At 40.6% G+C, this 25117-nt stretch carries 24 protein-coding genes and 1 tRNA gene; 2 read left to right on the forward strand and 23 right to left on the reverse strand.

Annotated features, from left to right (window positions below; translation table 11 throughout):
* Window positions 1-62: 62 nt before the first annotated feature.
* The 3 genes from NYP65_RS01485 to NYP65_RS01495 all read right to left on the reverse strand — a co-directional run bounded on the left by NYP65_RS01485 (window position 63) and on the right by NYP65_RS01495 (window position 5667).
* Window positions 63-2591 carry a DEAD/DEAH box helicase gene (locus NYP65_RS01485; RefSeq protein WP_473410507.1) on the reverse strand — a complete coding sequence of 843 codons (2529 nt, stop codon included), beginning with the start codon at window positions 2589-2591 and terminating at the stop codon, window positions 63-65.
* An 83-nt stretch (window positions 2592-2674) separates the two neighbouring features.
* Window positions 2675-4897, reverse strand: coding sequence for a bifunctional cytidylate kinase/GTPase Der (gene der, locus NYP65_RS01490; RefSeq protein ID WP_473410508.1), 2223 nt, complete (start codon window positions 4895-4897; stop codon window positions 2675-2677).
* Window positions 4894-5667, reverse strand: coding sequence for a pseudouridine synthase (locus NYP65_RS01495; protein ID WP_004133164.1), 774 nt, complete (start codon window positions 5665-5667; stop codon window positions 4894-4896). Before NYP65_RS01495 ends, der begins: the two co-directional genes overlap by 4 nt.
* Window positions 5668-5905: 238 nt before the next feature.
* Between NYP65_RS01495 and NYP65_RS01500 the strand changes: the two genes are divergently transcribed.
* Window positions 5906-6853 carry an MIP/aquaporin family protein gene (locus NYP65_RS01500; protein ID WP_004133166.1) on the forward strand — a complete coding sequence of 316 codons (948 nt, stop codon included), beginning with the start codon at window positions 5906-5908 and terminating at the stop codon, window positions 6851-6853.
* 15 nt (window positions 6854-6868) lie between these two features.
* Here NYP65_RS01500 and NYP65_RS01505 read toward each other — a convergent pair whose 3' ends face one another.
* The 15 genes from NYP65_RS01505 to NYP65_RS01575 all read right to left on the reverse strand — a co-directional run bounded on the left by NYP65_RS01505 (window position 6869) and on the right by NYP65_RS01575 (window position 19727).
* The gene (locus NYP65_RS01505; RefSeq protein WP_373271631.1) at window positions 6869-7186 is read right to left on the reverse strand and encodes a DUF3017 domain-containing protein; all 318 of its coding nucleotides are present in this window, start codon (window positions 7184-7186) and stop codon (window positions 6869-6871) included.
* 198 nt (window positions 7187-7384) lie between these two features.
* The gene (gene purH, locus NYP65_RS01510) at window positions 7385-9067 is read right to left on the reverse strand and encodes a bifunctional phosphoribosylaminoimidazolecarboxamide formyltransferase/IMP cyclohydrolase (protein WP_473410509.1); all 1683 of its coding nucleotides are present in this window, start codon (window positions 9065-9067) and stop codon (window positions 7385-7387) included.
* 29 nt (window positions 9068-9096) lie between these two features.
* On the reverse strand, window positions 9097-10425 hold the full coding sequence (locus tag NYP65_RS01515; RefSeq protein ID WP_473410510.1) for a cell division protein PerM: 1329 nt from the start codon (window positions 10423-10425) through the stop codon (window positions 9097-9099).
* 95 nt (window positions 10426-10520) lie between these two features.
* On the reverse strand, window positions 10521-11102 hold the full coding sequence (locus NYP65_RS01520; protein ID WP_004130797.1) for an adenine phosphoribosyltransferase: 582 nt from the start codon (window positions 11100-11102) through the stop codon (window positions 10521-10523).
* 17 nt (window positions 11103-11119) lie between these two features.
* The gene (gene yajC, locus NYP65_RS01525; protein ID WP_032840177.1) at window positions 11120-11548 is read right to left on the reverse strand and encodes a preprotein translocase subunit YajC; all 429 of its coding nucleotides are present in this window, start codon (window positions 11546-11548) and stop codon (window positions 11120-11122) included.
* 68 nt (window positions 11549-11616) lie between these two features.
* Complete coding sequence (gene ruvB, locus NYP65_RS01530; protein ID WP_101889287.1) at window positions 11617-12696, reverse strand: Holliday junction branch migration DNA helicase RuvB; 1080 nt, start codon at window positions 12694-12696, stop codon at window positions 11617-11619.
* A gap of 5 nt (window positions 12697-12701) precedes the next feature.
* On the reverse strand, window positions 12702-13340 hold the full coding sequence (ruvA, locus tag NYP65_RS01535) for a Holliday junction branch migration protein RuvA (RefSeq protein ID WP_346284276.1): 639 nt from the start codon (window positions 13338-13340) through the stop codon (window positions 12702-12704).
* Between the two features lie 60 nt (window positions 13341-13400).
* Window positions 13401-13982 carry a crossover junction endodeoxyribonuclease RuvC gene (gene ruvC / locus NYP65_RS01540; RefSeq protein ID WP_116689569.1) on the reverse strand — a complete coding sequence of 194 codons (582 nt, stop codon included), beginning with the start codon at window positions 13980-13982 and terminating at the stop codon, window positions 13401-13403.
* Between the two features lie 6 nt (window positions 13983-13988).
* On the reverse strand, window positions 13989-14747 hold the full coding sequence (locus NYP65_RS01545) for a YebC/PmpR family DNA-binding transcriptional regulator (protein WP_473410511.1): 759 nt from the start codon (window positions 14745-14747) through the stop codon (window positions 13989-13991).
* Between the two features lie 76 nt (window positions 14748-14823).
* Window positions 14824-15474 carry a CDP-alcohol phosphatidyltransferase family protein gene (locus NYP65_RS01550; protein WP_004130782.1) on the reverse strand — a complete coding sequence of 217 codons (651 nt, stop codon included), beginning with the start codon at window positions 15472-15474 and terminating at the stop codon, window positions 14824-14826.
* A 135-nt stretch (window positions 15475-15609) separates the two neighbouring features.
* A tRNA-Gln gene (locus NYP65_RS01555) sits at window positions 15610-15680 on the reverse strand.
* A gap of 86 nt (window positions 15681-15766) precedes the next feature.
* Window positions 15767-16789 (reverse strand): ribose-phosphate diphosphokinase, encoded by a 1023-nt coding sequence (locus NYP65_RS01560; protein ID WP_018639222.1) that lies wholly within the window; start codon window positions 16787-16789, stop codon window positions 15767-15769.
* A 147-nt stretch (window positions 16790-16936) separates the two neighbouring features.
* On the reverse strand, window positions 16937-17716 hold the full coding sequence (nadD, locus tag NYP65_RS01565) for a nicotinate-nucleotide adenylyltransferase (RefSeq protein ID WP_004130778.1): 780 nt from the start codon (window positions 17714-17716) through the stop codon (window positions 16937-16939).
* Window positions 17717-18352 carry a hypothetical protein gene (locus NYP65_RS01570; RefSeq protein WP_004130776.1) on the reverse strand — a complete coding sequence of 212 codons (636 nt, stop codon included), beginning with the start codon at window positions 18350-18352 and terminating at the stop codon, window positions 17717-17719.
* Window positions 18353-18368: 16 nt separating this feature from the next.
* Window positions 18369-19727 carry a glutamate-5-semialdehyde dehydrogenase gene (locus tag NYP65_RS01575; RefSeq protein WP_080573935.1) on the reverse strand — a complete coding sequence of 453 codons (1359 nt, stop codon included), beginning with the start codon at window positions 19725-19727 and terminating at the stop codon, window positions 18369-18371.
* A 72-nt stretch (window positions 19728-19799) separates the two neighbouring features.
* Here NYP65_RS01575 and thrC point away from each other — a divergent pair, with 72 nt between their 5' ends.
* On the forward strand, window positions 19800-21317 hold the full coding sequence (gene thrC, locus NYP65_RS01580) for a threonine synthase (RefSeq protein ID WP_004130771.1): 1518 nt from the start codon (window positions 19800-19802) through the stop codon (window positions 21315-21317).
* 11 nt (window positions 21318-21328) lie between these two features.
* On the opposite strand, the gene NYP65_RS01585 is transcribed toward thrC, so the two are convergent.
* The 5 genes from NYP65_RS01585 to pgsA all read right to left on the reverse strand — a co-directional run bounded on the left by NYP65_RS01585 (window position 21329) and on the right by pgsA (window position 25042).
* Window positions 21329-22039: a regulatory protein RecX gene (locus tag NYP65_RS01585; protein ID WP_004130769.1), complete on the reverse strand. Its 711-nt coding sequence runs from the start codon at window positions 22037-22039 to the stop codon at window positions 21329-21331.
* A 22-nt stretch (window positions 22040-22061) separates the two neighbouring features.
* Window positions 22062-23219, reverse strand: a complete 1158-nt coding sequence (recA, locus tag NYP65_RS01590) for a recombinase RecA (protein WP_004130767.1) — start codon at window positions 23217-23219, stop codon at window positions 22062-22064.
* 243 nt (window positions 23220-23462) lie between these two features.
* On the reverse strand, window positions 23463-23696 hold the full coding sequence (locus NYP65_RS01595) for a DUF3046 domain-containing protein (RefSeq protein WP_004130765.1): 234 nt from the start codon (window positions 23694-23696) through the stop codon (window positions 23463-23465).
* Window positions 23683-24423, reverse strand: coding sequence for a CinA family protein (locus tag NYP65_RS01600; RefSeq protein WP_004130764.1), 741 nt, complete (start codon window positions 24421-24423; stop codon window positions 23683-23685). Before NYP65_RS01600 ends, NYP65_RS01595 begins: the two co-directional genes overlap by 14 nt.
* A 4-nt stretch (window positions 24424-24427) precedes the next feature.
* Window positions 24428-25042, reverse strand: coding sequence for a CDP-diacylglycerol--glycerol-3-phosphate 3-phosphatidyltransferase (pgsA, locus tag NYP65_RS01605; protein ID WP_004130762.1), 615 nt, complete (start codon window positions 25040-25042; stop codon window positions 24428-24430).
* Window positions 25043-25117 lie beyond the last annotated feature (75 nt).

The raw sequence follows: 25117 nt of genomic DNA on the forward strand, positions 1-25117 counted from the left end.
ATTTTGCATAAAACATAAGTAAAATATAAGCAAAACGCAAATAAAACTTAAGTAAAACAACACTAAACGTGCGACACGCTGTAGTCAAAGAACACAACTTCGCCTGTATCTTGTGTGGAATCCAAATCAACAATTCCAGTAATAGCCCAATTATGGTCTCCGTCCGAATCGTCAATAATCTGCCGAACTTTCCACGAATGCTCATTTTTTTCTAGAGAATCATCCAAAATAAACAAGTCTCCGCCACGAGCTTTGGCATCGATACCAACATACTCATGTTCGTCGTAATAGTCGTCAAGCACATCATTCCACTCATGAACGCCGTAACCCCAAGCTTTGTCAAGCTCTCCCAAAGCATCCGCATCTTCCAAATCCATAAGTTGCACGCGGCGGAACATTGCATTTCTAATCAACACAATAAGTCCTCTTCGATCCGCAACAACAGACTCAGAAGTTCCAGGCGCAGCCGTAGTTACTGCACTAGCTTCAGCGTCCGACCCTCCAGCACTCTCCCACTCGTCAACCAAACTCGAATCAATAGAGCGCACAACAAGTCGAAGCCACGAAATAATATCGCGCAATTCTTCGTTAAGCATGTCTTCTGGCACAGTACGAGCAAGCGAACGATAAGCGTCCGAAAGGTAACGAAGAAGCGTTCCCTCACTTCTAGCAATGCCATAGCGCGAAATATAGCCAGTAAAATCAGAGGCGATTTCAACCATGTCTCGAAGCACAGATTTAGGCTTAATCCAGTAGTCATTTGCCCACGGAACATCTTTGCGATATTGCGCAAAAGCAGGAGCTAGCAAATCTTCAAGAGGCTTAGGGTAGCTAACTTCCGCCAAGCGTTCCATGCGCTCCTCGTAATCAATGCCATCATCTTTCATGCCAGCCATTGCAGCATCGCGAGCTTTACGCTCTTGCGCGCGAAGAACAGGCTTAGGATCATCTAAAGTTGATTCAACCATAGAAATTACGTCAAGCGCGTAGCTTTGAGATTCTGGGTCAAGAAGTTCCAAAGCAGCAAGCAAGAACGGCGAGAGTGGCTGATCTAGCGCAAAACCTTCTGGCATAGCAACATCAAGATCATAATCGCAAGAACCGTCCGAAAGCTCTCTACATTCAATAACTTGAGTGTCAAGCAAAGTTTGGAAAATATCGTTGCAACGCTCGAGCAATTTCTCTTTATCTTGCGGCTTTTGCGCACTATCTTCAATAAGTTTTTCAACGCGTGCTCTAGCGTCTCCGCCTTGCGTAACTTCGTTCAAAATCATTGAATGCGTTACAACCATGTGCGGATTCAAAGTTTCTGGAGCGCTTTCAATAAGCTTAGTAAACGTTGGCTCGCCCCAAACTACAAATCCTTCTGGAGCCTTCTTACGCTTAATTTTTTTAAGCTTTTTAGGATCATTGCCAGCTTTTGCAACAGCGCGCGCGTTTTCAATCTCAAACTCTGGAGCCTCTGCAACTACTAAGCCCTCTGTATCAAACCCCATTCTGCCTGCACGACCTGCAATTTGATGAAACTCGCGAGCGCGAAGCTTTCGACTACGGTTCCCGTCAAATTTTGTAAGAGCTGTAAGCACAACAGAGTGAATTGGCACGTTAATACCAACGCCAAGAGTGTCTGTGCCACAAATAACGGGCAGCAATCCTTGCTGAGCTAGCTGTTCAACAAGCCTGCGGTAGCGTGGAAGCATGCCAGCATGATGTACGCCAACGCCAGTGCGCAGTAGCCTTTGCAAAATTTTGCCGAAGCCTGTAGTAAATTTAGTACCTTTAATCGCTTGAGCAATTTTGTCTCGCTGATCTTTGCTAGAAACCCCCGTGCTTGCAAGCGCTTGAGCTGTTTCTAGAGCTGCGTCTTGCGAAAAATGAACTACGTAGATTGGCGTTAAACCCTTGTTAAATAAGAGTTCTACAGTTGTTGCAAGCGGCTTATCTGTGTACTCGTATTCGAGTGGGATTGGCCTTGGAGCGTCTGCAATAATATCAACACTACGATTTGTTGATTTTTCTAAGCGTTCCGCAATATCCGTTACGTCTCCAAGAGTTGCGCTCATAAGCAAAAATTGCGTGTTTGCAAGAGTAAGTAGCGGCACTTGCCAAGCCCATCCTCGCTCTGGGTCTCCATAGTAGTGGAATTCGTCCATTGCAACGCAATCAACTTTTGCGTTTACGCCTTCTCTTAAGGCTTGATTTGCTAAGATTTCCGCTGTGCAGCAGATTATTGGAGCGTCCGCGTTAATATGCGAGTCGCCAGTAATCATGCCTACGTTGTCTCGCCCAAAAATCGCAACTAAATCGAAGAATTTTTCGGATACAAGCGCTTTGATTGGCGCAGTGTAGTAGGAGCGTCTGCCAGTTGCGAGTGCCGCAAAATGCATGCCGAGCGCTACTAGAGATTTTCCAGAACCTGTTGGAGTATTTAATATTACGTGGTCTCCTGCAAGCAAATCCATAACGGATTCTTCTTGATGCGGCCACAAATCTACATGCTTGTTAGTTTTAACCCAATCAACAAATGCTTGAAAAATCTCATCTTCGCTAGCATGATGCAAATCAAGAGCTAACTCGCCTAATCCAGCCATATTCCGCTCCTACTTTACTTACGCTTTAATCGCAACTTTAATCGCAGATTTATTTGCGATTTATTTATGATTAACCTGCGATTTTACTTGCGCTTCTTTTTATCTCGTACTTTTACGGAGATTTGAATAGGAGTTCCCTCGAATCCAAATTCTTCTCTAAGAGAACGCTCAATAAAGCGACGGTAGCCGTGCTCTAAGAATCCAGTTGCAAATATTACAAAACGCGGAGGGCGCGTAGAAGCTTGCGTTGCAAACAAGATTCGCGCTTGCTTTCCACCTCGCAAAGGATGCGGATGAGCAGACTGAATACGGCCTAAGAAGGCATTAAGCTTGCCTGTAGGAATGCGCTTATCCCAGCTGTCTAAAGCTGTTCGCATAGCGCGTGCAAGACGATTCGTATGCCATCCTGTCTTTGCAGAAAGATTAACTCGCTCAGCCCAAGTAACTCGCTCAAACTCAGTTTTCCACAAGCGTTCCATGCGCTGTCTGGAAAATTCGTCCATCAAATCCCACTTGTTAAACACAAGTACGATTGCGCGACCCGCGTCTACAGCCTGACTCATAACCTTTAGATCTTGCTCCGCAATTGGCTGCGAAGAGTCAAAAAGAATCAAAGCAAGTTCCGAACGCTCAATCGCAGCTTGCGTACGAAGTGAAGAATAATATTCGGCACCCGTAAGCTTGTGCTGTCTGCGCTTAATACCAGCAGTATCAATAAACAGCCAATCCTCACCGTCTACGCGCACAACCTCATCAACAGGGTCTCGAGTAGTTCCAGCCAAATCATTTACAACAGAACGCTCTTCGTGAGCCAAATGGTTCAAAAGCGAAGACTTACCAACGTTTGGACGACCAACTAAAGCAACTCTGCGCAAACCTTCTGGAGTTAAGAATCCAGAAGTCTTATTCGCTTTCTTTAAAGATGCAAGAGCTGCGTCAAGCAAATCTCCAACGCCTCTGCCGTGCATTGCAGAAATTCCATAAGGCTCGCCCATTCCAAGCTTCCAAAACTCTGCCGTTAAATACTCGCTTCTAGCGTCGTCAACCTTGTTAACTGCCAAAGTAATAGGCTTACCTGCAGCGCGAAGCATTGAAACAATACGCTCGTCGGTAGCTGTTAAACCAACTTGACCGTCTACTAGGAAAATCACAGCATCGCTTAAACGCACTGCTACTTGCGCTTGCTGAGCAATCGAAGAATCAATACCTTCAACATCTGCTTCCCAGCCGCCAGTGTCAACAAGCTTAAAGTTGTTTCCAGCCCACTCAGCATCGTAGCTTACGCGATCTCTAGTAACGCCTGGAGTATCTTCTACAACAGCAACTCTGTGACCCAAGATACGGTTTACAAGCGTTGATTTTCCAACGTTTGGTCGGCCAATAACGGCAATTACTCCAACAGCTTTTGTATCTTTCGCTTCACTTTCGCTTGCTAAATCTCCGCTAAGAAGCGCACGGTCTTCATCGTCAAGATTGTAGCCTTCAAGATTTGCAGCATAACGGTCGTACTCATCTTGCTCAATTGCATCGTCAACCATCTCTACAAGAGCGTCAAGAGTCTGCTCAAAAGTCAAATCAGAATTATCTAGAGTTGTAACACCGTCTGCAGCTTGAAGAAAATGAGTAACTTTAGAATCTTTAGCATCACGAGCGCGAATATCGTCTTCTTCTAAAGATTCGTTATTCTTAGATTCAATATTTTCAGATTCGTTATTTTGCGAATTTTCTTGCGCAATATCTTGCTTATTTCTGCGAGCTTGACGCACATCCTCGCGTGCAGTAAGAAGCACTCGAACTTGCGCATTAGGAGCCACAACAGTAGTAATATCGCGGCCTTCTGCAACGATTCCTTCTCCGCCAGAGAAAGAATCCTCAGCAGACTCTGAAGCAATATACGCGCGTTGAGCAGCAATAAGCATGCGTCGAACTGCAGGAATCGAAGAAACAGTAGACACGCGCGAAGAAACTTCGCTGGAACGCAATTCTTCGCTAATATCTTCACTATCAATTACGACTACAGGATTTTTTGGATCAACGCTAAATTCAGCATGATCTTCCGTAAACAATGCTCCAACAGCTTCAACAATTTGATTAAAGCGTTCCGCATCTGCAGAATTTGTTGGATTTCCTTCTTCATCCAACTCAAGTTGCTTGCTTAAATCAATTCCTTGCTTTAAGCACCACCATGCTGCAGCTCTATACATTGCACCCGTATCTAAATACGCAAAACCGTAGTATTGTGCTAAAGCGCGAGAAGTAGAAGACTTACCAACTCCTGCTGGTCCATCAATTGCTACACAAATCACAGGCCAACCTCCTTAGAAAGCGAGCGAACTTCTACTTGCGAAAGCACGCGGTAAGACCCAGCTTTTAAGTCACCCAACTTAATAGGGCCGATTTGCGTACGAACAAGACGCTTTACAGGAAAGCCAACAGCTCCAAAAATCCTACGCACAATTCGATTCTTACCAGAATGCAAAACAACTTTTACGATTGTTGCATCGTGATTCTGATCGATTATTGCGCATCTGTCTAGCTTAATCCAGCCGTCTTCCAGATTTACGCCTTGCGAAACTAGCCTGCGGCAAACCATTCCGTTGATTTTGCCTTCAACAGTTGCAATATACGTTTTTTCAACTTCGTACTTTGGGTGCATAACATGCTGGCTTAACTCGCCATCGTTGGTCATTAAAATAAGACCTTCCGAATCGTAGTCCAAGCGACCCATGTGGAAAATTCGCTCGTATTTGTCTCCAACAATATCTCTTAAAGTAAAGCGACCTTTTGGATCATCCATTGCGCTCAAAACTCGCTTTGGCTTATTAAGCGCAAGCGTTACAAGCTTGTGATTGAACTTTACTCTGGATCCGTCTACGCGAATTTTTTGCTTACTTGGATCTACTCGAGTTCCGAGTGTTGTTACAAGCTCATCATCCACTTCAACACGCCCATCGAGAATAATCTCCTCACATTTGCGTCTTGAACCAAATCCCGCTTCAGCAAGTAGCTTTTGCAGTCGAACGGCATTTTTGTCATTTGAATGCGCCTGATTGGCGCGGGAATATGCGTTTGGCATCGTTCTCCCAACGTGACCTATTGTATTAATTTAATATTATTGATGTTTTATTTATGGCCATTTTTGCGTATTTATTAATAATTTTTAATCATTTTTTAATACTCACAGCAAATTGCCACGTTTTTCTATGTTAGCGTATGGCATAGCCGTGATACTATAGCAAACGTTTGGTTGTGTTGCTAATAACAAAACAACATAAAAACAACACAACACGTACACATTAACGTAAGGAATTGTTATGAACAACACTTTGCAAAATAAATGTTCAAATGATGAGCAAAAAGCATCTGCTCCTGCACCTCTTATTTTTAGGATTTTTGCTGAATTTATTGCAAGCGTTTTTGCAATATTTACTATTTACACGTTCTCTTCTGTTGTAACAGCAATGTACGGCGTGAACGTTCTTTTGATTGCTGCAGGAACAGGCTTAGCTTACGCAGCAGCAATCAGTATAGCAGCTAAGGTTTCTGGAGGCCACGTTAATCCAGCAGTAACAATCGCTTCTATGCTTACTGGAAGAACCTCTTATATCTCTGGAATTTTATACATTATTGCGCAAGTTCTTGGCGCACTCGTTGCTGCTTCAATAACTGTTTTTATTCTTCCTCAAACTAAAATGGTTCCAGAAAAAACATGGTTTGCTCCTGTTGTAAACGGTTTTGAAAGCGCTTCTATCTCTGCAAATCAACTAAAAAGCGTTAATGCTTCTTTTGGCGTTATCTCCGCATTAATAGTTGAGATTATTGCTGTTCTTATTATTGTTGCAACAGCAATGACGTATACGCGCGAAGATGGTAGTGCTAAATGCACTTATGCAGCACACATGGGTATTGCATACTCGGTTGGAGCTTTTATTACATACCAAATTACTGGATCGGGTCTTAATCCTGCTCGCTCTACAGGTATTGCCATTCTTGCACAGTCTAAGAAATTAGCTACTGCACCATTAAGCCAACTTTGGGTATTTTGGATTGCTCCTGTTTTTGCAGCAGCTCTTGTTGGATTCGTTATGCTTATTAGCAAGCTTGTTCGTTCTTCTTCAAAAGACTCAAACAGTGTTAAAGAATCCAATAATGCTGGCGATTTAAGCTCGGATGATTCTTCCAAAAACACTTCAGTATCTAGCGAAGAATCAGAAAATAGCGAAAATAAAGAAGTTAACCCATTCTATAACGAAGACAAATAGTTAAAACAAAATAGGTTACATAAAAACAAAAATAGAAAAATACGTTATTAGCAAACCAAGTCCTAGTGCAATGCTTATAAAAGAGTCAAAAGCAATGGATCTAACTTTCCAAGGGCTTCGTTGAGAAAAAATTAAGCGTATTATTCCAAGAATGATGGCTGTTGCAGAAATAATAACTGTAGCAGCCATTATTTTTCCTATAAAAGCTAATACAGCGCACACGCATACGATTATTGCTACAATCCATTGCGCGTATGGCTTACCTTCTTTTACTTCCGAAACGTAGATATGATTGCTTGAGTTGCTATTCGCATTACTATTCGCATCTTGCATTAATTCATCTTTATGATCAAATTTTAATTCGCTATCTTGATTCTTCTGGCTAATTGTCATACTTGTATAATACATAAAAAGCCTTGGAAAGTATATTAAACACAATCCAAGGCTTTACGTTAATACGATTAATCGAGTTAATCTAACTGACTAATCAGCTATTTACAGAAATACTAATTTGCAAATAGCGATTGATTTTTAGTGGAAGAAGTGCCTCGTTCCAGTAGTGTACATTGTTACGCCAGTCGCGCGCGCAGCTTCAAACACTTCCTCATCTCTAATAGATCCTCCAGGTTGAACTATTGCGCTTACACCTGCTTCTATTAAGATTTGCGGACCATCAGCAAACGGGAAGAATGCGTCGGATGCTGCAACAGAGCCTTTAGCACGTTCAACGCCATCTGCCAAAGTATTAGCTCTTTCAACTGCAAGATGGCAAGAATCTACACGATTAACTTGACCCATTCCAATTCCAACAGTTGCTAAATCATGCGCAAGCAAAATGGCATTAGACTTTACGCATCTAAGAGAACGCCACGCAAACTCTAAGTCTTTTAAGGTTTCTTCGTTCGCTGGATTTCCAGAAACAAGAGTCCAATTTTGTGGATTATCTCCAAAATCATCAATCTTATCTGCACTTTGCACCAACGCTCCGCCGTCAATAGGATGCACTTGCAAACCTAAAACAGGAGGATTTGCAACCTTTAGTATTCGCAAATTCTTCTTCTTAGTGCGCAATAATTCCAAAGCCTCAGGCTCGTAGTCTGGAGCAATAATTACTTCTGTAAAAATTGGACGCACACTTTGTGCCATTTCTAGAGTAACAGTTGAATTGCAAGCAATCACTCCACCGTATGCGCTTACAGGATCGCAAGCGTGAGCCTTCGCATGAGCCTCTGCAGCTGTTGCACCTATTGCTAAGCCGCAAGGATTATTGTGTTTGCAAACAGCAACAGCAATTTGCGGAGCAAAATCCCAAACTGCACGCCATGCTGCATCCGCATCAACATAATTGTTGTAACTCATTGGCTTTCCGCCAAGAAGCTCAGCTTGAGCTAAACCGCCATTATGCAACGGATCAAGATAAAGCCCCGCATATTGATGTGGATTCTCTCCGTACCTAAGCTTACGTTCAAGAGTCCATGTTCGCGTATAGTCACATGGAAGTAACGAATCTTTGCTTGTTTTATCAAGCGAATCATCGCTGTTTTCTGTGTTTTCTATCATGCTCTGTGGCATTGGCCAAGCACTATTAGTCCATTGGCATATTGCAGCATCGTAAGCGGCTGTATGCTCGAATGCTTTATGCGCTAAGTATTCGCGCTCTTGCAAACTAAAGCCTTCGCCAGAAGCAATTCGATTAGCAAGCAATTTGTAATCTGCAGGATCTGTAATAACAGCTACAGACTTATGATTTTTAGCAGCTGCTCGAATCATTGAAGGTCCACCAATATCGATTTTTTCAATAATGGCGTCGTTTTTAGCGCCGCTCATAACTGTGTTCACCAAAGGATACAAGTTTACAACTACAGCATCAAATGGCTCAATATTCAAATCTTTAAGCTGCTTTACGTGATCCGAATTGCTCATATCTGCTAAGATTCCAGCGTGAATATGTGGATCGAGTGTTTTAACTCTACCATCTAAACTTTCTGGGAATCCTGTTACATCCGACACTTGCGTAACGCTTACACCCAATTCTTGAAGCTTTGAAGCAGTTGAACCAGTTGAAACAACTTGAGTTCCACACTTTCTAAAAGCATCTGCAAGCGTTTCTAGTCCTTCTTTGCAAAATACTGAAACCAGTACTCGCTTTATTGACCTTTTACCTGTGGTTATCAGCACATCTGCATTTTGTTCTTGCTCATGTATCTGTTGCACCGGTCTTCCTCCTTGTGTTGGATGAGGATTTATTTTTTATTAGCTTTTGAGCTGACTGTTCTAGTTGACTCAAGATTACTAGTTTCAGTTTTGCTCTCAAGCAAAGGTTGATTTTCGGATAAAATTTTATTGCTTAAAAGTCGAATACCAACTATTATTGCGCAAACAAAAAGAATAACAAGCCAAGCAAAGCCAAAACCGTATATTGTTAAATGGCCTAAAGATCGAAGACTTCTACTTACATTAACTCCAACATGTGCTAATCTAAATCTTCCCAAACTACCATTTGCAAATAGAAGCAATACACTCATAACAAGTATTATTGCCATGCAAGACGCTACTAGAACTATTGCAGATTGAACAAATGCAAAAGCTGTTTTCTTCCAGTCTACTTTATTGTTATCAAATATGATTCTAAGGTTGCACAACTTTGAGTACAAAATTATAAACGATGCCAAAATAGCGCACAAAACAAACAATATACTAACCGAAGCTGTTCTATAGAATGAATCATTTATAGCATCTGGGAATATTGCAAAAAGTGGAATAGGTGGTAACGATTTTTTGCTAACAGAAAAAATACTAAAGCTTGCAATATCTCCAATGTTGAATCCTGCTCCAGAAATCCAAGATAATGCCCATAGTGCAATATTCGGCAACCACACTAAACAGGCAATAGATGTTAAAATCCTAGAACCGATTTGCATTCCTAGCTTAGAAAATGCAATCTCAACGTTGCTTGAACCAACTACACACCAAAAGATGATTGTTAAAAGTGCAACAATTGCGTAAATAACTAAAACATTTACAGAGCAATAAAAACAGATTTTTGCGCATTTAATTATTCGCTCAGAAAAATGCTTTGCCAACTTTTGTTTTATTTGTGCAAACGTAGAAGAATATGGAAAAACAGCAATCATCATAGCCAAAATATACACACAAACACTTTTTAGCAATATTATTGGCAAAGAATCCAACAACTCAATATTAGTATTTTGGGATATTACATAATTTGCAAAAACCCAAACAAATAATCCTATTGAATTGGCTAATTGACCGCCTTTTAGCTTTCTCATTGCAATTGCAAGAGATGAAACTAAAAGAATTGTTAATCCAAGAGGAATAATAGTAAGAACAAAATCGTCAAAACCAAGACCAACGCCTTGTGCAAAAAGAAGTACGGCCCATGTTAAAGACATTGATGAATCAGAAAGATTACCAGTTCCTTCTTCAATCGAAATTACTAAAAGCGTTAAAGACATAAACAACCCAACAATAAGAGCAAAAACAAAAATAGCTATTGCTGGAATAGCTAAACCCTTCAAAACGCTAATAAGAGAAGATTTTAGTTTTTTCAAAATTGTTTCTCCCCTACGTTCTTAAAGTTTAGACTTGGATTATTTTGGATTATCTATGTATTTAACGCTTTTCCTAAAACTATTATTTGCTGTGTTTAAGCCGGCATTTTCATTAAGCTAGAGCACTTATAGGATTGCAAGTCGCTCATTCCGTTAATGCCCGTTAGCTCCATTACAAAGCAGAATCCAGCAACAACACCTTCGGATCTTTCAACAAGCCTTGCAGCAGCTTTTGCGGTTCCTCCTGTTGCAATCAAATCATCAACAATAAGAACACGCTGGCCAGGTTTAATCGAGTCTTTTTCAATCTCGATTTTAGCTTCTCCATATTCAAGAGAATACGATTCGCTAATAACTTCTGGCGGCAACTTCCCTGCTTTTCTTACGGCAACAAAACCCTTATTTAAGCGTGCAGCTAATACTGGGCCAAATAAGAATCCACGAGCTTCAAGACCTGCAACTAAATCAAAAGAATCTTTAGAAACTGGCAAAGAATCAACAAGTGACTCAATAAGAATGTTCATACCACGAGCATCTGCAAATACTGGTAGAAAATCGCGAAAAACAATCTTTGGATTAGGGAATCCTGGAATTGTGCGAACAAGAGATGCTAAATAATTAGCATCTTCACTACTAACATTCTTTAGAGGCTTTACCGTAATATCAGTTGTTGTCATAATCCTAGCGTTCTATTCTAGTTTTCTTTATTTTCATTAGATTCGCTAGATTCTTGAACCTCGTTAGATTCATTGGATTCTTGCGATTCCTGCGATTCGTTATCTTCTGCACTATCCGCATTATTATTAGCGCCTTCTGCACTATCTTCTTTATCGTAGCTATTAAAATCTACGCGAACGTAAACCCTGTTAACAGCACGGAAAGATACGCGAAGCAGACTACCTTCTGAATCTAAAACAATTTCTTCGTGATCTGCATCAACGCTAACAACCTTACCAATAATTCCACCAATTGTTATAACCTCAACACCAGGCTTTAACGAATCATGGAAAGAACGCAATTCAGTTTGACGCTTTTTCATGCTACGAGATTGGAACCACATGATACCAACCATGGCAATTACAAGAACAATAAGCATGCCATACTGGCTAAAGAATTGGGGCACAATAAACTCCTTAAGTTATCCAACCCTAAGACGGTAAAACACCGCCCAAATCAACTATTTTAGGGTATCTATCTGACATTATCGGGGGCTTTAAGACCTAAATGCTGCCAAGCTTTTTCAGTTGCAACTCTGCCTTTAGGCGTTCTAACAAGAAAGCCTTCTCGAACCAAATATGGTTCACAAACTGTTTCCACAGTCTCCGACTCTTCTCCAACCATTGCAGCCAGGTTATTAAGCCCTACAGGACCACCATTAAATTGAACCACAATAGCTTTTAGAACAGCAATATCCAAGCGATCAAGACCTTGAGTATCTATTTGATACAAAGATAAAGCCTCGATTACAGACTCGCGATTTACTTCTTTAAGATTATGGACTACTGCCCAATCTCTAACACGCCTCAAAAGTCGATTTGCAATCCTAGGAGTTCCCCTAGAACGCAAAGCAAGCTCTTTTGCCGCTTGGTCTGCAAGATTTACGCCTAAAAGTGCGGAAGAACGCTCAATAAGCTTCTCTAGCTCTTCGTGAGGATAAAAATCCAAGTGAGCAGTAAAACCAAAACGCGCTCTAAGCGGAGAAGGAAGCATTCCTTCTCTAGTAGTTGCACCAACTACAGTAAAATGAGGCAAAGTAAGCGGTATGGAAGATGCTCCAGGGCCTTTACCAACCATAACGTCTACTCGAAAATCTTCCATAGCAATATAAAGCAACTCTTCTGCAGCACGAGGAAGTCGATGAATCTCATCAATAAACAGCACTTCGCCTGTATCTAGAGAGCTTAAAATCGATGCTAAATCTCCAGCATGTTGAATAGCAGGCCCAGAAGTAACTCGAATAGAAACACCTAATTCGTTAGCAACAATCATTGCCAACGTTGTTTTTCCAAGACCAGGAGGACCCGCAAGAAGCATATGATCTGGAGGAACATTACGCAATCTTGCAGCATCCAAAAAAAGTTGCAATTGCGCTTTTAATAAAGGCTGACCAATAAAACCATCCAGAGCATGAGGACGTAACTCCTCATCACTAATTTGCTCGTTTTCTATAGCGCTAGAAGATACCATTCTTAATGAATCTTCTGATACGCCAGTATTAACAGATTGAACGTTGTTTATCTTCTCGCTGTTGATTTTCTCGCCAAAACTCATAATTGTCACCTGCCTCTATCCAGCGAAGACAAAGCCATGCGCAGAACTGTTGGCATATTTTCATCACTAATTGGCAAAGAAATATGCTCTTGTTTACAAACGCTTTCCACTGCTTTTTGAGCATCAAACTGCTTCCAGCCTAAAGACATCAATCCAACAACAACTTTTTGCATAGAAGAATCAATAAAATCGCTTATATTCTTGTTTACATTTTTATCTACGCTATCTTGTTCTAATAGAGCCACGTCAATAGAGCCTTTAAGCTCGAGGATAATTTTTTGTGCGCCCTTTTTACCCAGCCCAGGAGCGGAAGAGAGCGCAGAAACATCTGAATCCGCAATAGCTTTAATCAAACGATCTACGCTTAATGTTGAAAGCAAAGAAAGAGCGACTTTAGGCCCTACTCCACTAACTTTTTGTTGAATTTGAAGAAAAATACGCTTTGCAGCCATACTTGTAAAACCATAAAGCGTAATAGCATCTTGACTAACTTGCAAAGACGTATAAACTCTAACTTCTTGACCTTCGCGCAAAGATGATAAATCTGACGAAGGCATATATAACTCGTAACCAACGCCACCAACACAGACAAGCGCACAACGAGAATCGATAGATTCCACTACGCCATTAAGCATACCAATCATCAGCGCTCACCTTTCAAAATAAATCCCTACAACCTATAGAACATCTGTTCTATAAATATCCTACATACCTCGCCCGACAGAACTCGATCCGCGCGCCGCACGCAAAGACTCAGCCCACTTTCTTTGAGCATCTGTTAAATGCTGCTCTCGCTCTCCGCCTTGCAACGCGCCCGCAGGCCTAAGAGCATGACAAATAGCTTGAGCTAAAGCATCCGCAGCATCTGCAGGAGTTGGTAAAACATTAAGATTCAAAAGACGCGCAACCATGCGCTCTACTTGTTGCTTGCCAGCACTGCCATTGCCAGCAACAGCAAGTTTAACCTCTGTAGGAGTGTGTAAAGCAACAGGAATACCCCTTTGAGCTGCAACAAGCATAGCGATTCCTGCAACTTGAGCAGTTCCAAGCACAGTATTTCGATTTTCTTGAGCAAACACGCGCTCAATCGAAACAACATCTGGCGAAAACCTTTCGATTTTTTCAACCAGCCCATTGTAAATCTCAAGAAGTCGTAAATCTTGAGAAGTTTTTGGATTGCTTCTTAAAACATCGACGTGAATAAAAGAAAGCCGACGAGAAACGCCGGCTTCAATCACGCCGACCCCGCAGCGAGTAAGCCCGGGGTCAACGCCCAAAATCATCATTGGAAACTATTCTGCTTCCTCAAGCTGAGCCATAACTTCATCCGAAGCAGTCCAGTTGCTATAAACATTTTGAACATCGTCCAAATCATCGAGATTGTCAATCAAGCGAGACACCTTTTGAGCATCTTCAAAGCTCAACTCAACCTCGTTATTTGGATGCATAACGATTTCTGCAGAATCGTAGTCAAAACCAGCATCTTGCAAAGCCTTACGAACAGTTACCAAATCACTAGAATCCGTGTATACGGAATACACGTCTCCATCGTCTGCAACGTCTTCAGCGCCTGCTTCTGCAGCAATATCAAAAAGCTTGCTATAGTCAACACCTTCGCTAGGAACTTCAATCAATCCCTTGCGCTCAAAATTAAAGCTCACAGAACCGCTTGTGGCCAAAGAACCATTGCCCTTTGTAAGAGTGGAGCGAACATCTGCTGCAGCGCGATTGCGATTATCGGTAAGGCACTCAATAATCAAGCCAACGCCTGCTGGTGCATAACCTTCGTAAACAATCTCTTCGTAGTTTGCGCCGCCTGCTTCTTCGCCAGATCCACGCTTAACAGCGCGCTTAATGTTGTCTGCTGGCATAGAAGCTTTCTTAGCTTTAACGATTGCATCGTACAAAGTTGGGTTACCATCTGGGTCTCCACCACCAAGACGAGCTGCGATTTCAATATTCTTAATAAGCTTGGCGAAAAGCTTGCCGCGCTTTGCGTCGATAGCGGCCTTCTTGTGCTTTGTGGTCGCCCACTTGGAATGACCTGACATGATACTCCTAAAAAGTGTACGGTTACGTAAACGTGATGATTTTAATGCGCTTTAGCGACAAATTGCCAAAACAAGTTTATTTAAGCAAATTTTTAACTTCAAAAATGCGTTGAAAAACAGTTATAGCTCCACCAACGCAAAGAATAATCATTGCTAAGCAAAGCCACAATAGCCAACCTGTTAATCCGCTTAGTCCCATTGAAACTAGAATTATGGCCACTCTGTCTGCGCGAGTAATCAACCCTTTTTTAGCATCTACTCCAACAGACTCGCCTCTTGCTCTAGCATACGATGTTACAAAAGCAAACATCATAGATACTAGCGAGCACACTAATCCGCAATATCGCAAAAAATTATTCACACAAAATGGCAAATATAAGCAAATGTTTAGATTATTTGCGCGATATAAACAAATGCAAACACACGCAAAAAGCGACCAATCCGCAATTCTATCTAGAGTTGAATCTAAAAATGCGCCAAATTTAGTGCCACCATTCTTGTTTGTTAAAGCAGCAACAGAACCATCCAAAGCGTCTGCAAGAACAAAAATCGTAAGCAAAATAGTGCCAATCAAAAGCTGACCGCTTATAGAAATAAAAACAGAAGTTGCAACAAGCGCAATGGTGCCAAAAATCGTAACACTGTTAGCACTACATCCAAATTTAACAAGAAGCTTTGCAATTGGCAAAATAACACGTTTGAATCCACTTCTTAAAGATTCCAACATATTAAGCCTTTCTTTGATTCAAACACGAGTATTCAAACACAGCACTCAAACACGAGTATTCAAACACAAATCACTTCTAAACTCATCACCGCGTTAACAAAAACGCCGCTTAAAACTAAGCGGCGCTAATTCTAGCTCCCTCACCTGGATTCGAACCAAGACAAAGGGTTCCAAAGACCCGTGTGCTGCCATTACACCATGAGGGAACGGCGGAAAAAACCGCCAAGTCACTATTATGCCACAACAATCAAAATCGTCAAGCTTGGCGTGGCGAAATAGGATTTATGCAAATTTATGCAAACAAAAACCCTTTTCCGTGATGTTCTGGGTACGTGTCAAACAGCTTTGCAACAGACCCATCTTCAAACACAGCTTTAATCGCGCTTGCCAAAAGTGGAGCAATCGAAAGAACCGTCAACCCATCCCAACGCTTTTCTTGTGGGATTGGAACAGTATCTGTTAACACAACTTCTCTAGCGCCACAATTCTTCAAACGCTCAACTGCAGGACCAGAAAGAACGCCGTGCGTTGCAACAACAGTTACAGACTTTGCTCCAGCGTCTTTAAGAACATTGCAAGCACCTGCGATTGTTCCAGCAGTATCGATTAAATCGTCTACCATAACGCAATCGCGACCAGCAACATCACCAACTACACGGTTTGCAACAGCTTGATTTGGACGCGTAATATCTCTAGTCTTATGAACAAAAGCCAATGGACCTCCGCCCAATCTTTGCGCCCACTGCTCCGCAACACGGATTCGTCCTGCATCTGGCGAAACAACGGTAACATTGCCTAAATCTTCGCTAAAGCGATCCCTTACATAGTCCACCAAAACTGGCATAGCAATCAAATGATCTACAGGACCATCAAAGAATCCTTGCGATTGCGCAGCATGCAAATCAACGCTCATAATGCGATCTGCGCCTGCAGTTTTAAGTAAATCAAACATCAAACGGCAAGAAATAGGCTCACGACCGCGATGCTTTTTATCTTGTCTAGAATATCCAAGCAACGGGCACACAGCGGTAATAGAACGAGCAGACGCGCGCTTTAATGCATCGATCATAATCAACTGTTCCATAATGGACTTATTAACAGGGTCACTATGACTTTGCAACACAAACACGTCTGTTCCTCGCACAGACTGAGTGTAACGAACATACATCTCGCCATTAGCAAAATCGTATGCTGTTGTTTCCAATACATCTATACCAAGCTGATTCGCAACATCTTTAGCAAGCTTAGGATGCGCGCGACCAGTTACGAGAACAAGGTTTTTATCTGGCTTTCCTTCAAGGACGATGCTCACCATATCTCCAAACGCTAGTTCGCTAACAGTCCACAAAAATCGGACTGAGTTCAATACTATCTATTTGCGCAGACTATAACCATTAAGCCGTTTCATACATAACAAATGCTTGCAAACAGTTGCAAATCCTTACAAAAACATTACAAATCATTACAAATCGCGTATATATAAACCGTGTTTAACTATGTATTGAACAACGCCGTCTGGAACCAAATACCAAACTGGCTCCCCATGCTCTGCACGCTTGCGAACATCTGTTGAAGAAATTGCCAACGCTGGAATCTCCAATATGTCAACTGGAAAACGATGACTATGGCAATTAACCATATCGTCACACGAATCGTAAGACGCGGAACGAGCTTCAATTTGTGTAAACTTTTCTGGACTTGCATAGCCTGGACGCGTTACAGCAACAAATCTAGCTAAACTCCATAATTCTCTAGCATTTTTCCATTGCATAATCTCTGCAATAGCGTCTGCTCCAGTAATAAAGAAAAGCTCCGCGTCTGGGTGTTGCGCGCGAATATCACGAAGCGTGTCGATTGTGTAAGTAACACCAGGCCTATCAATATCTACTCTAGAAACTGTAAATTTTGGGTTTGAAGCCGTTGCGATTACAGTCATCAAATATCTGTCTTCTGCATTTGTGACTTTTTTGTCTAGCTTAAAAACAGGCTTTCCAGTAGGAACAAAAATAACTTCGTCTAAATCATAAACCCACGCAACTTCGGAAGCTGCTACCAAGTGGCCATTGTGAATCGGATCAAAAGTGCCACCCATAATCCCTATGCGCGGGTGTTGATGAACATTTCCTCTTGCAGAATGCTTAAGCCTAGAAGAATTTGCCGAAACTGGCACGCTAGCTTGACTTTGGTCAAAAGAACCTTGGAACAAATCCGACATTCTGCGTTCTGTAGATGAATCACTCATTTAATTCATCCTAGATGCATTGCGTACATTGTGCGCGTTATTTGCATTAGACGCATCTGCAGCATCATCTGCTTTCGCTTCATCAATTACGCTGGAAGCAACATTTGCTTTGTCTGGATTAATGTTTCCCATTTCTTCATTCCACTCATCTTGAACAACGCGCTTAATTTCTTCAAACGTTGGAAGAGCAAAATCGGGTTGGAAAACGCCTCGAATGTTTGCAACGCACTCCGTAATCTCTACAAGAACTTCACTCATATTGTCTACAAGGCTAGCGCGCTCAAGCTTACTAAATTCAGCTATATTGCTTTCCATTTTTTGCAAATTCTTATTAACTTCATCTATTATTTCGCTGTTTTCTGGCGTAACAACATCTCGATTATCTCTATCTGGCCAACCCATTAAAACAGCGTCAGCATATTCAAGAGAAGACCTTTGACTTGCAGACGCAATCCCATCTTCTATTTGAACTAAAAACACGTAACGAACAATAGACAATCTTTCTGCTGCAACATCTAAAGCATCAAGCACATTAGAAGCACTTACACCATTAGATAGGCTTATAGATAGTCTTAAATCCTCGTTTGATTGATTTTTAGCAATTTTAGACGATTGTGATTGTGATGTATCAGGCATATTCTTAACCTTACTCTTAAGCCCTTATTTGTCCTTGACCGTAGCCAATCCACTTTGTAGTTGTCATCTCTACTAAGCCCATTGGCCCTCTTGCATGCAGCTTTTGAGTGGAAATTCCAAGCTCGGCTCCAAAACCAAATTCGCCGCCGTCTGTAAACCTTGTTGAAGCATTTACCATAACAACCGCACTGTCTATTGACGAAACAAACTCGTTAATCGTTAAGTAGTCTTGCGCAATAATCGTTTCCGTGTGACCCGTTGAATATTTTGAAATATGATTAATGGCATCTTTAACACCATCTACAACTTTTACTCCGATTTGCAAAGACAAGTATTCTGTAGACCAATCTTCATTATTTGCATGCTCTAATTTAATACCACTTATATTTGCGGATGATAAGATATTGTATGATTCTTCATCAGCATGAATTAAAACATTACGATTCGCTAATTCACTTGCAACTTTTGGAAGAAAATCTTTAGCAATGCTTCGATCTACAAGTAATTTTTCTGCAGCATTACAAACTCCGACTCGTTGAGTTTTTGCGTTTATAATAATCGGAATTGCTTGACTAAAGTTTGCTGTTTTATCTACATAAATGTGAACGTTTCCAGCGCCAGTTTCTATGACTGGAACTGTTGATTCTTTAACAACTGCCGCGATTAGATTTGCGCTTCCTCTAGGAACAAGAACATCAATATGACCATGTGCGTGCATCATTGATGTTGCACCGCTTCTACCTAAATCATCAACAGATTCTATAAGATTTTCACTTACACCAAAATCTTTTAAGACTTGCTTTAACACGCTAACAGTTGCACGATTTGTGCATTCGGCTGCGCTTCCGCCTCTTAAAATTACAGCATTTGAAGATTTTACGCACAAAGATGCAACGTCAACAGTTACATTTGGTCTAGCTTCGTAAATCATTCCCATTACGCCGATTGGCACTCTTACTTGAGAAAGTCTAATACCATTTTCCAGCGTGTACCCTCTAACAATTTGGCCAACAGGATCTTGTAATTGCGCTATTTTTCTAACACTTTGAGCTGATTTAACTATTCTTTCTTTGTTAAACACAAGTCTGTCTAGTTTTCCAGCGTCCATACCATTTTTTTGAGCTTTTTCTAAATCTTGCTTATTTGCTTTTTCAATAAAGTCTGCATTATTTTCAAGAGAATCAGCAATAGCGATTAAAAGCTTGTTCTTAAAAGTGGCATTAGCTTTAGCAAATTCTCTTTGTGCAATTCGCGCATCATCTGCTCTAGAAAAAACAATAGAATCTGTAGAGTCCCCATGCTCTTTAGAACTATTGACTTGCTCACTATTATGCGTTTCGTCAAACTTTGTATTGAGATTAATCATATTGAACATATTAGCAATAGCAGTGCTTAGGCTCCAACGCTTCGGGTATTATGTATAACAATTGACACAAATGGAGGAATCATGGCAGAAAACACTACGAATACAGTTATGTTTCATAGCACTAGGTCTAACTCTAAAACCTATACGTCGAAACAAGCTATTCGTAGGGGCATAGCCGAAGACGGTGGCCTGTTTGTTACGGATTGCCTTGGTGAAACTCGCTACAATATTTCTAATCTTGTTGGAAAATCTTATAAGCAAATTGCTAAAGATGTTCTTCAAATCCTCCTTCCAGATTTTACTTCTAACGAGCTTAATGAGTGCGTTGAAAATGCTTATGGAGATCAATGGGAAGATTGCGAGATTACTCCATTAAAGCAGCTTGGCACTAACAATGATTTTGTTTTAGAGCTTTTCCACGGTCCTACTTGCGCTTTTAAAGATGTTGCTTTGCAAATTTTGCCACAATTTATTAGACACTCAAAAAATGCTTCTGACTCTAGCCAAAACGTTATGATTCTTACTGCTACTTCGGGAGATACTGGCAAAGCTGCATTAGCTGGTTTTGCAAACGTTGAAGGCACTTCTATGGTTACATTTTACCCAGAAGGTAAAGTAAGTAAAGTTCAAGAATTGCAAATGACAACTCAAAGCGGAAACAACGTAAAAGTTTGCGCTGTTAGAGGTAATTTTGACGACACTCAAAGCAGCGTTAAGCAAATTTTTACTAACGATTCAATCAATGAATCGATTAAGAATAACAATAATGCTTTGCTTTCTTCTGCTAATTCGATTAATATAGGCAGACTTATTCCTCAAGTTGTTTACTACTTCTACGCTTATTCTAAGCTTGTTGAACGCGGATCTATAAAGCTTGGAGACGAAGTGGAATTTTGCGTTCCAAGTGGCAATTTTGGCAATATTCTTGCTGGATATTATGCAAAAATGCTTGGTCTTCCTATAAAGCACTTGATTGTTGCAAGCAATAGCAATAATGTTTTGTTTGACTTTTTGGTTAGCGGAACATATAACAAGATTCGACCTTTCCATCAAACAGTTGCGCCTTCTATGGATATTCTTGTTTCTTCTAATTTGGAACGCATGCTTTATTACATGTGCAATAAAGATACGCGACTTTTGCAAATGCTTATGAGCGATTTGCAACAATGGGGCGCTTTTGAAGTACCAGAAGACGTGCTTTCTAAAATTCGAGAACTTTTTGGATGCGGATGGGCAAATGAGGATCAAATTCGCGATTCCATAAAAGAATGCTGGAATAAGCATAATTATGTTATTGATCCACATACTGCTTGCGGATACTTCGTTATGAGCCATATTCCTCATGATTCCAGTGTTCCTCGCGTTCTTTTAAGCACTGCAAGCCCGTATAAGTTCCCTAGAGTTGTTTGCGAATCTTTAGGCTTAAATGTTGAAGGATTAGATGATTTTGCTTGCATGGATTTGCTAGAAAGAAAAACTTCTACAAACGCTCCTAAAATGCTTAGCGAACTTAAGAATAAAACAGCTAGATTCAACGATGTTATTAACGTTGAAGATATGCCAGATTACGTTCTTAAGTGTGCTAACAAAATCTGCTAAGTCCTAATAGTTTAAGACTTAAACAGAGCATAATATACTTCGTTTAACGTGCTTAAATCGTGACCTTTTCTAGCTCCTGCAGAGAAGAATCTTCGCCTTCTAACATCTGGTTCTAGATTTTTTGTTCGCTGTGCTACCTTTTTGCCTAAACTCCATGCGCTTTGTTCAAAAACACCGTTTTCTCTAGCATCTTGCAAAGATGAGGTTATTATTGCAGAAGCAACTCCCTTTTTTTGCAACTCCATGCGAGTTGCGCGCTCTCCTAATGTTCTACTTATGCATGAGCGTATAACAGATTGAGCATATTGCTCATCGTCAATCAAATGCAAATCTTCTAAACGAATTATTACAGATTCAACAATATTCTCTCTATAACCCTTATCTATAAGCCTATTTTTTAAGTCGTTTGAAGATCTTGAAGCATAATCTAACATTCTTAAAGCACACTCTTTGCAACTATCAAAGTCGCATGCTTTTTTAGAGTCTACTTTTTTAACAGCTTTATTATTAAAAGAGTTATACTTTTGCAATCTATAAGACGAATGGCATGAGTTTTCTTCGCAATCACCTATTTCAACACTATTCTCTGAATAATGTGAATTAACAGCTTCTAAACTACAATCATCTTCTGCACACACATTCTTGTTCTTAACATCATTTTTGTTAAAAACAGAAGCATCTACGGGCTTATGATTGCGAAGAAAACTCTCAACACTAATCATCTATCAGTCTTCTCATCTATCACTATTTATTCTTGGGATCTTTACTAGAAGCATCTGAATTATTTTCTGCATTAGAATTCGACTTTGCTTTTTCGCTATCGTCTTCATCTTCTACTTCAACAAATTGATCTTCTGGCTTCATTAGTCCAAAAGCAACTTTTACTTTATCGCTAATTTCTTCCGTAATAGCAGGATTATCCTTAAGGAATTGACGCACGTTTTCTCTACCTTGACCAAGCTGTTCACCCTCATACGTAAACCAAGAACCAGACTTTTTAATAACGTCACACTGTACAGCCATATCAATTACAGAGCCTTCAGTAGATATTCCCTCTCCATAAAGAACATCAAATTCAGCTGTTTTGAAAGGAGGAGCCATTTTATTCTTAACAATCTTTACTTTAGTTCGATTTCCAACAGCTTCTTCTCCGTTTTTAATAGTAGAAACACGCCTAATATCCATTCGAACAGACGAATAGAATTTAAGAGCTTTACCACCTGTAGTTGTTTCTGGATTACCAAAGAACACACCGATTTTTTCTCTAAGCTGATTAATAAAGATTGCGGTTGTTCCAGCTTGAGACAAAGCTCCTGTCATCTTTCTTAAAGCCTGACTCATTAAGCGAGCTTGCAAACCAACATGACTATCTCCCATATCTCCGTCAATTTCGGCTTTTGGAACAAGCGCTGCTACAGAATCAACAACTATAACATCTAAAGCACCAGATCGAATAAGCATATCTGCAATCTCTAAAGCTTGCTCGCCATTATCTGGCTGAGAAACAATAAGAGAATCTGTATCTACACCTAATTTACGCGCATAAACTGGATCTAACGCATGCTCAGCATCAATAAACGCTGCAACTCCGCCATTCTTTTGAGCATTAGCAACAATGTGCAAAGCTAACGTTGTTTTACCAGAAGATTCTGGACCATAAACCTCTACAATACGCCCACGAGGAACACCACCAATTCCCAAAGCCATGTCTAGAGCTAAAGAACCAGTAGGAATAACCTCAACATCTTGCAGTGGCTTATCTCCTAATCGCATTGCAGAACCCTTGCCATATTGTTTTTCAACATTTGCAAGAGCCATCTCTAGCGCTGCTTTTCTACGTGGATCTGCCTTGTCGGCATCAATAAGACGATCCACAGCACCCTTTTTTGCTTGTTGTGCCATATTATTACTCCTTTCGCATGCCGATGTATTGATGACCATACTCAATACATGATGCCCGTGCAAGCGTTTTAGAGCAATGTGGTTAAAGGCTATCTTCCAATAACCAATAGGCACTTACACGCTGCAAGAAGACCAACAATTAAATATTATACACCACAAACGAACATTTGTTCGATATGCGTGTTGGCTTGAAATTCCAACAAAAACGCATACACGCAATCAAATTAAAAAATAAAATAACCCCTATTTTGCAGGAAGCGGCGGAGCATTATGATCTTTGCCCCACCTTTTATTATCTGGAATATTCATATGATCGCATAAAACATTCCAAACAATTCTAGGTTCCACGCCAGCATCAATCGCCTCGCGCGCGCTCATACCATCAAGTTTTTGCAACTCTTGGTCTTTAGCAATACTCCTACCAAATTCTCTGCCAAAAACTTCTTCAAGAAGCTCCCAAAATTCACGTTCGCGCATAAAAAATCCAATCTTCAAAAATAAGGGCATAGAAAATCCTAATTAGCGCGCTAACAACACCAATACGAACGTCTTTTCTATCTCCAGAAATATTTAGTTGAGCGCAAAGCGTAAAACCGTGGTCAACTGAATAAGTAGAACATCTACTTAATGAAAGATTGCTTATTTTGCCACATTCACAATCAAAAACACGATCTTTAATATTGTTAATTTTTAGCGAAACTAAATCAAAATCGAGCGAAGAACAGCGCTTTGAAGCAACATTTGGAATAAAAATTCCAACGTAAGCCAATCCTTGTGGCTTTAAGCCATCGGGTCCAGGACCTGCAACGCCAGTAGTAGACAATCCAATAACAGGAAAATCTGCGCTATCAACATCTTTACTAGAATCCATGCAATCGTATTGCCACTTTGCGCCACTATACAATCTTGCGCAACCAAACGCCATTTGCTTTGCAACACTAGGCTCTACAGCACCGCAAGTTTTAAGCAAATCGCAATCCACGCCAAGAATCTTAGATTTTTCGCGAATATCGTAAGTAACAGCCGATCCAAGAAAAACCTTTGAAGCGCCAGGAATGTTTACAAATGAATCCGCAAGAAGTCCTCCTGTTAAAGATTCTGCACAAGAAATATGCAAAGAATTATTCACACAAAAATCGAGAATCTTACTTGCGAAAACATCCGTAGAAGAATCCGTAGAAGTACTTGCCAAATCGTCACACATTTTACTATCGCTTAAATGCACCGCGCACGTAAAGGAATCCAGAATAAAGCGCAAAGCCAAGAGCAATGCCTATAAAACCGTAGCAAAGTGAGTAGTAGCACACAACCCAAACAGAAACATTATAAGCGCAAAACATTGGAACAATAGGCGCAAGCAACATTGAAATTCCAACAGATTGAGAAAGTGTCTTATACTTTCCTGCCCAAGATGCTGCAATAACTTTTCCACCTTTATCTATAACGTAAAAACGCAGAACAGTAATGCCTATTTCTCTAAGAACAAACAGTAGAGTAATCCACCAATAAAGTTCACCAAAAGCAGAAGCAATAATAAGAGCAGAAAGTATTAAAAGCTTATCGGCAATAGGATCTAAGAGTTTTCCAAGCTCTGTAACTTGATTATATTTTCTAGCCATCCAACCGTCTAATTTATCTGTTGAAGCTGCGATTATAAACATTGCAAACGCAGCCCAGCGAACCGAAGTAGAAGCATAGCCCCAAGGCCCAGAGATAAGATACAAAACGATGAATACAACAGAAAGAGCTATTCTTATGTAAGTCACAATGTTTGGAGCACAATTCCAACCTTCTAGCAACTTAGACTTACCATTTTGCAACATCGTTAATACCTCCATAACCGCTACACAAATATGGTATAGCAAACGCAAAACTTAATTAACAACTATCCTTTAGCA

It is taken from the genome of Gardnerella sp. c12Ub_1 (genome assembly GCF_055804375.1).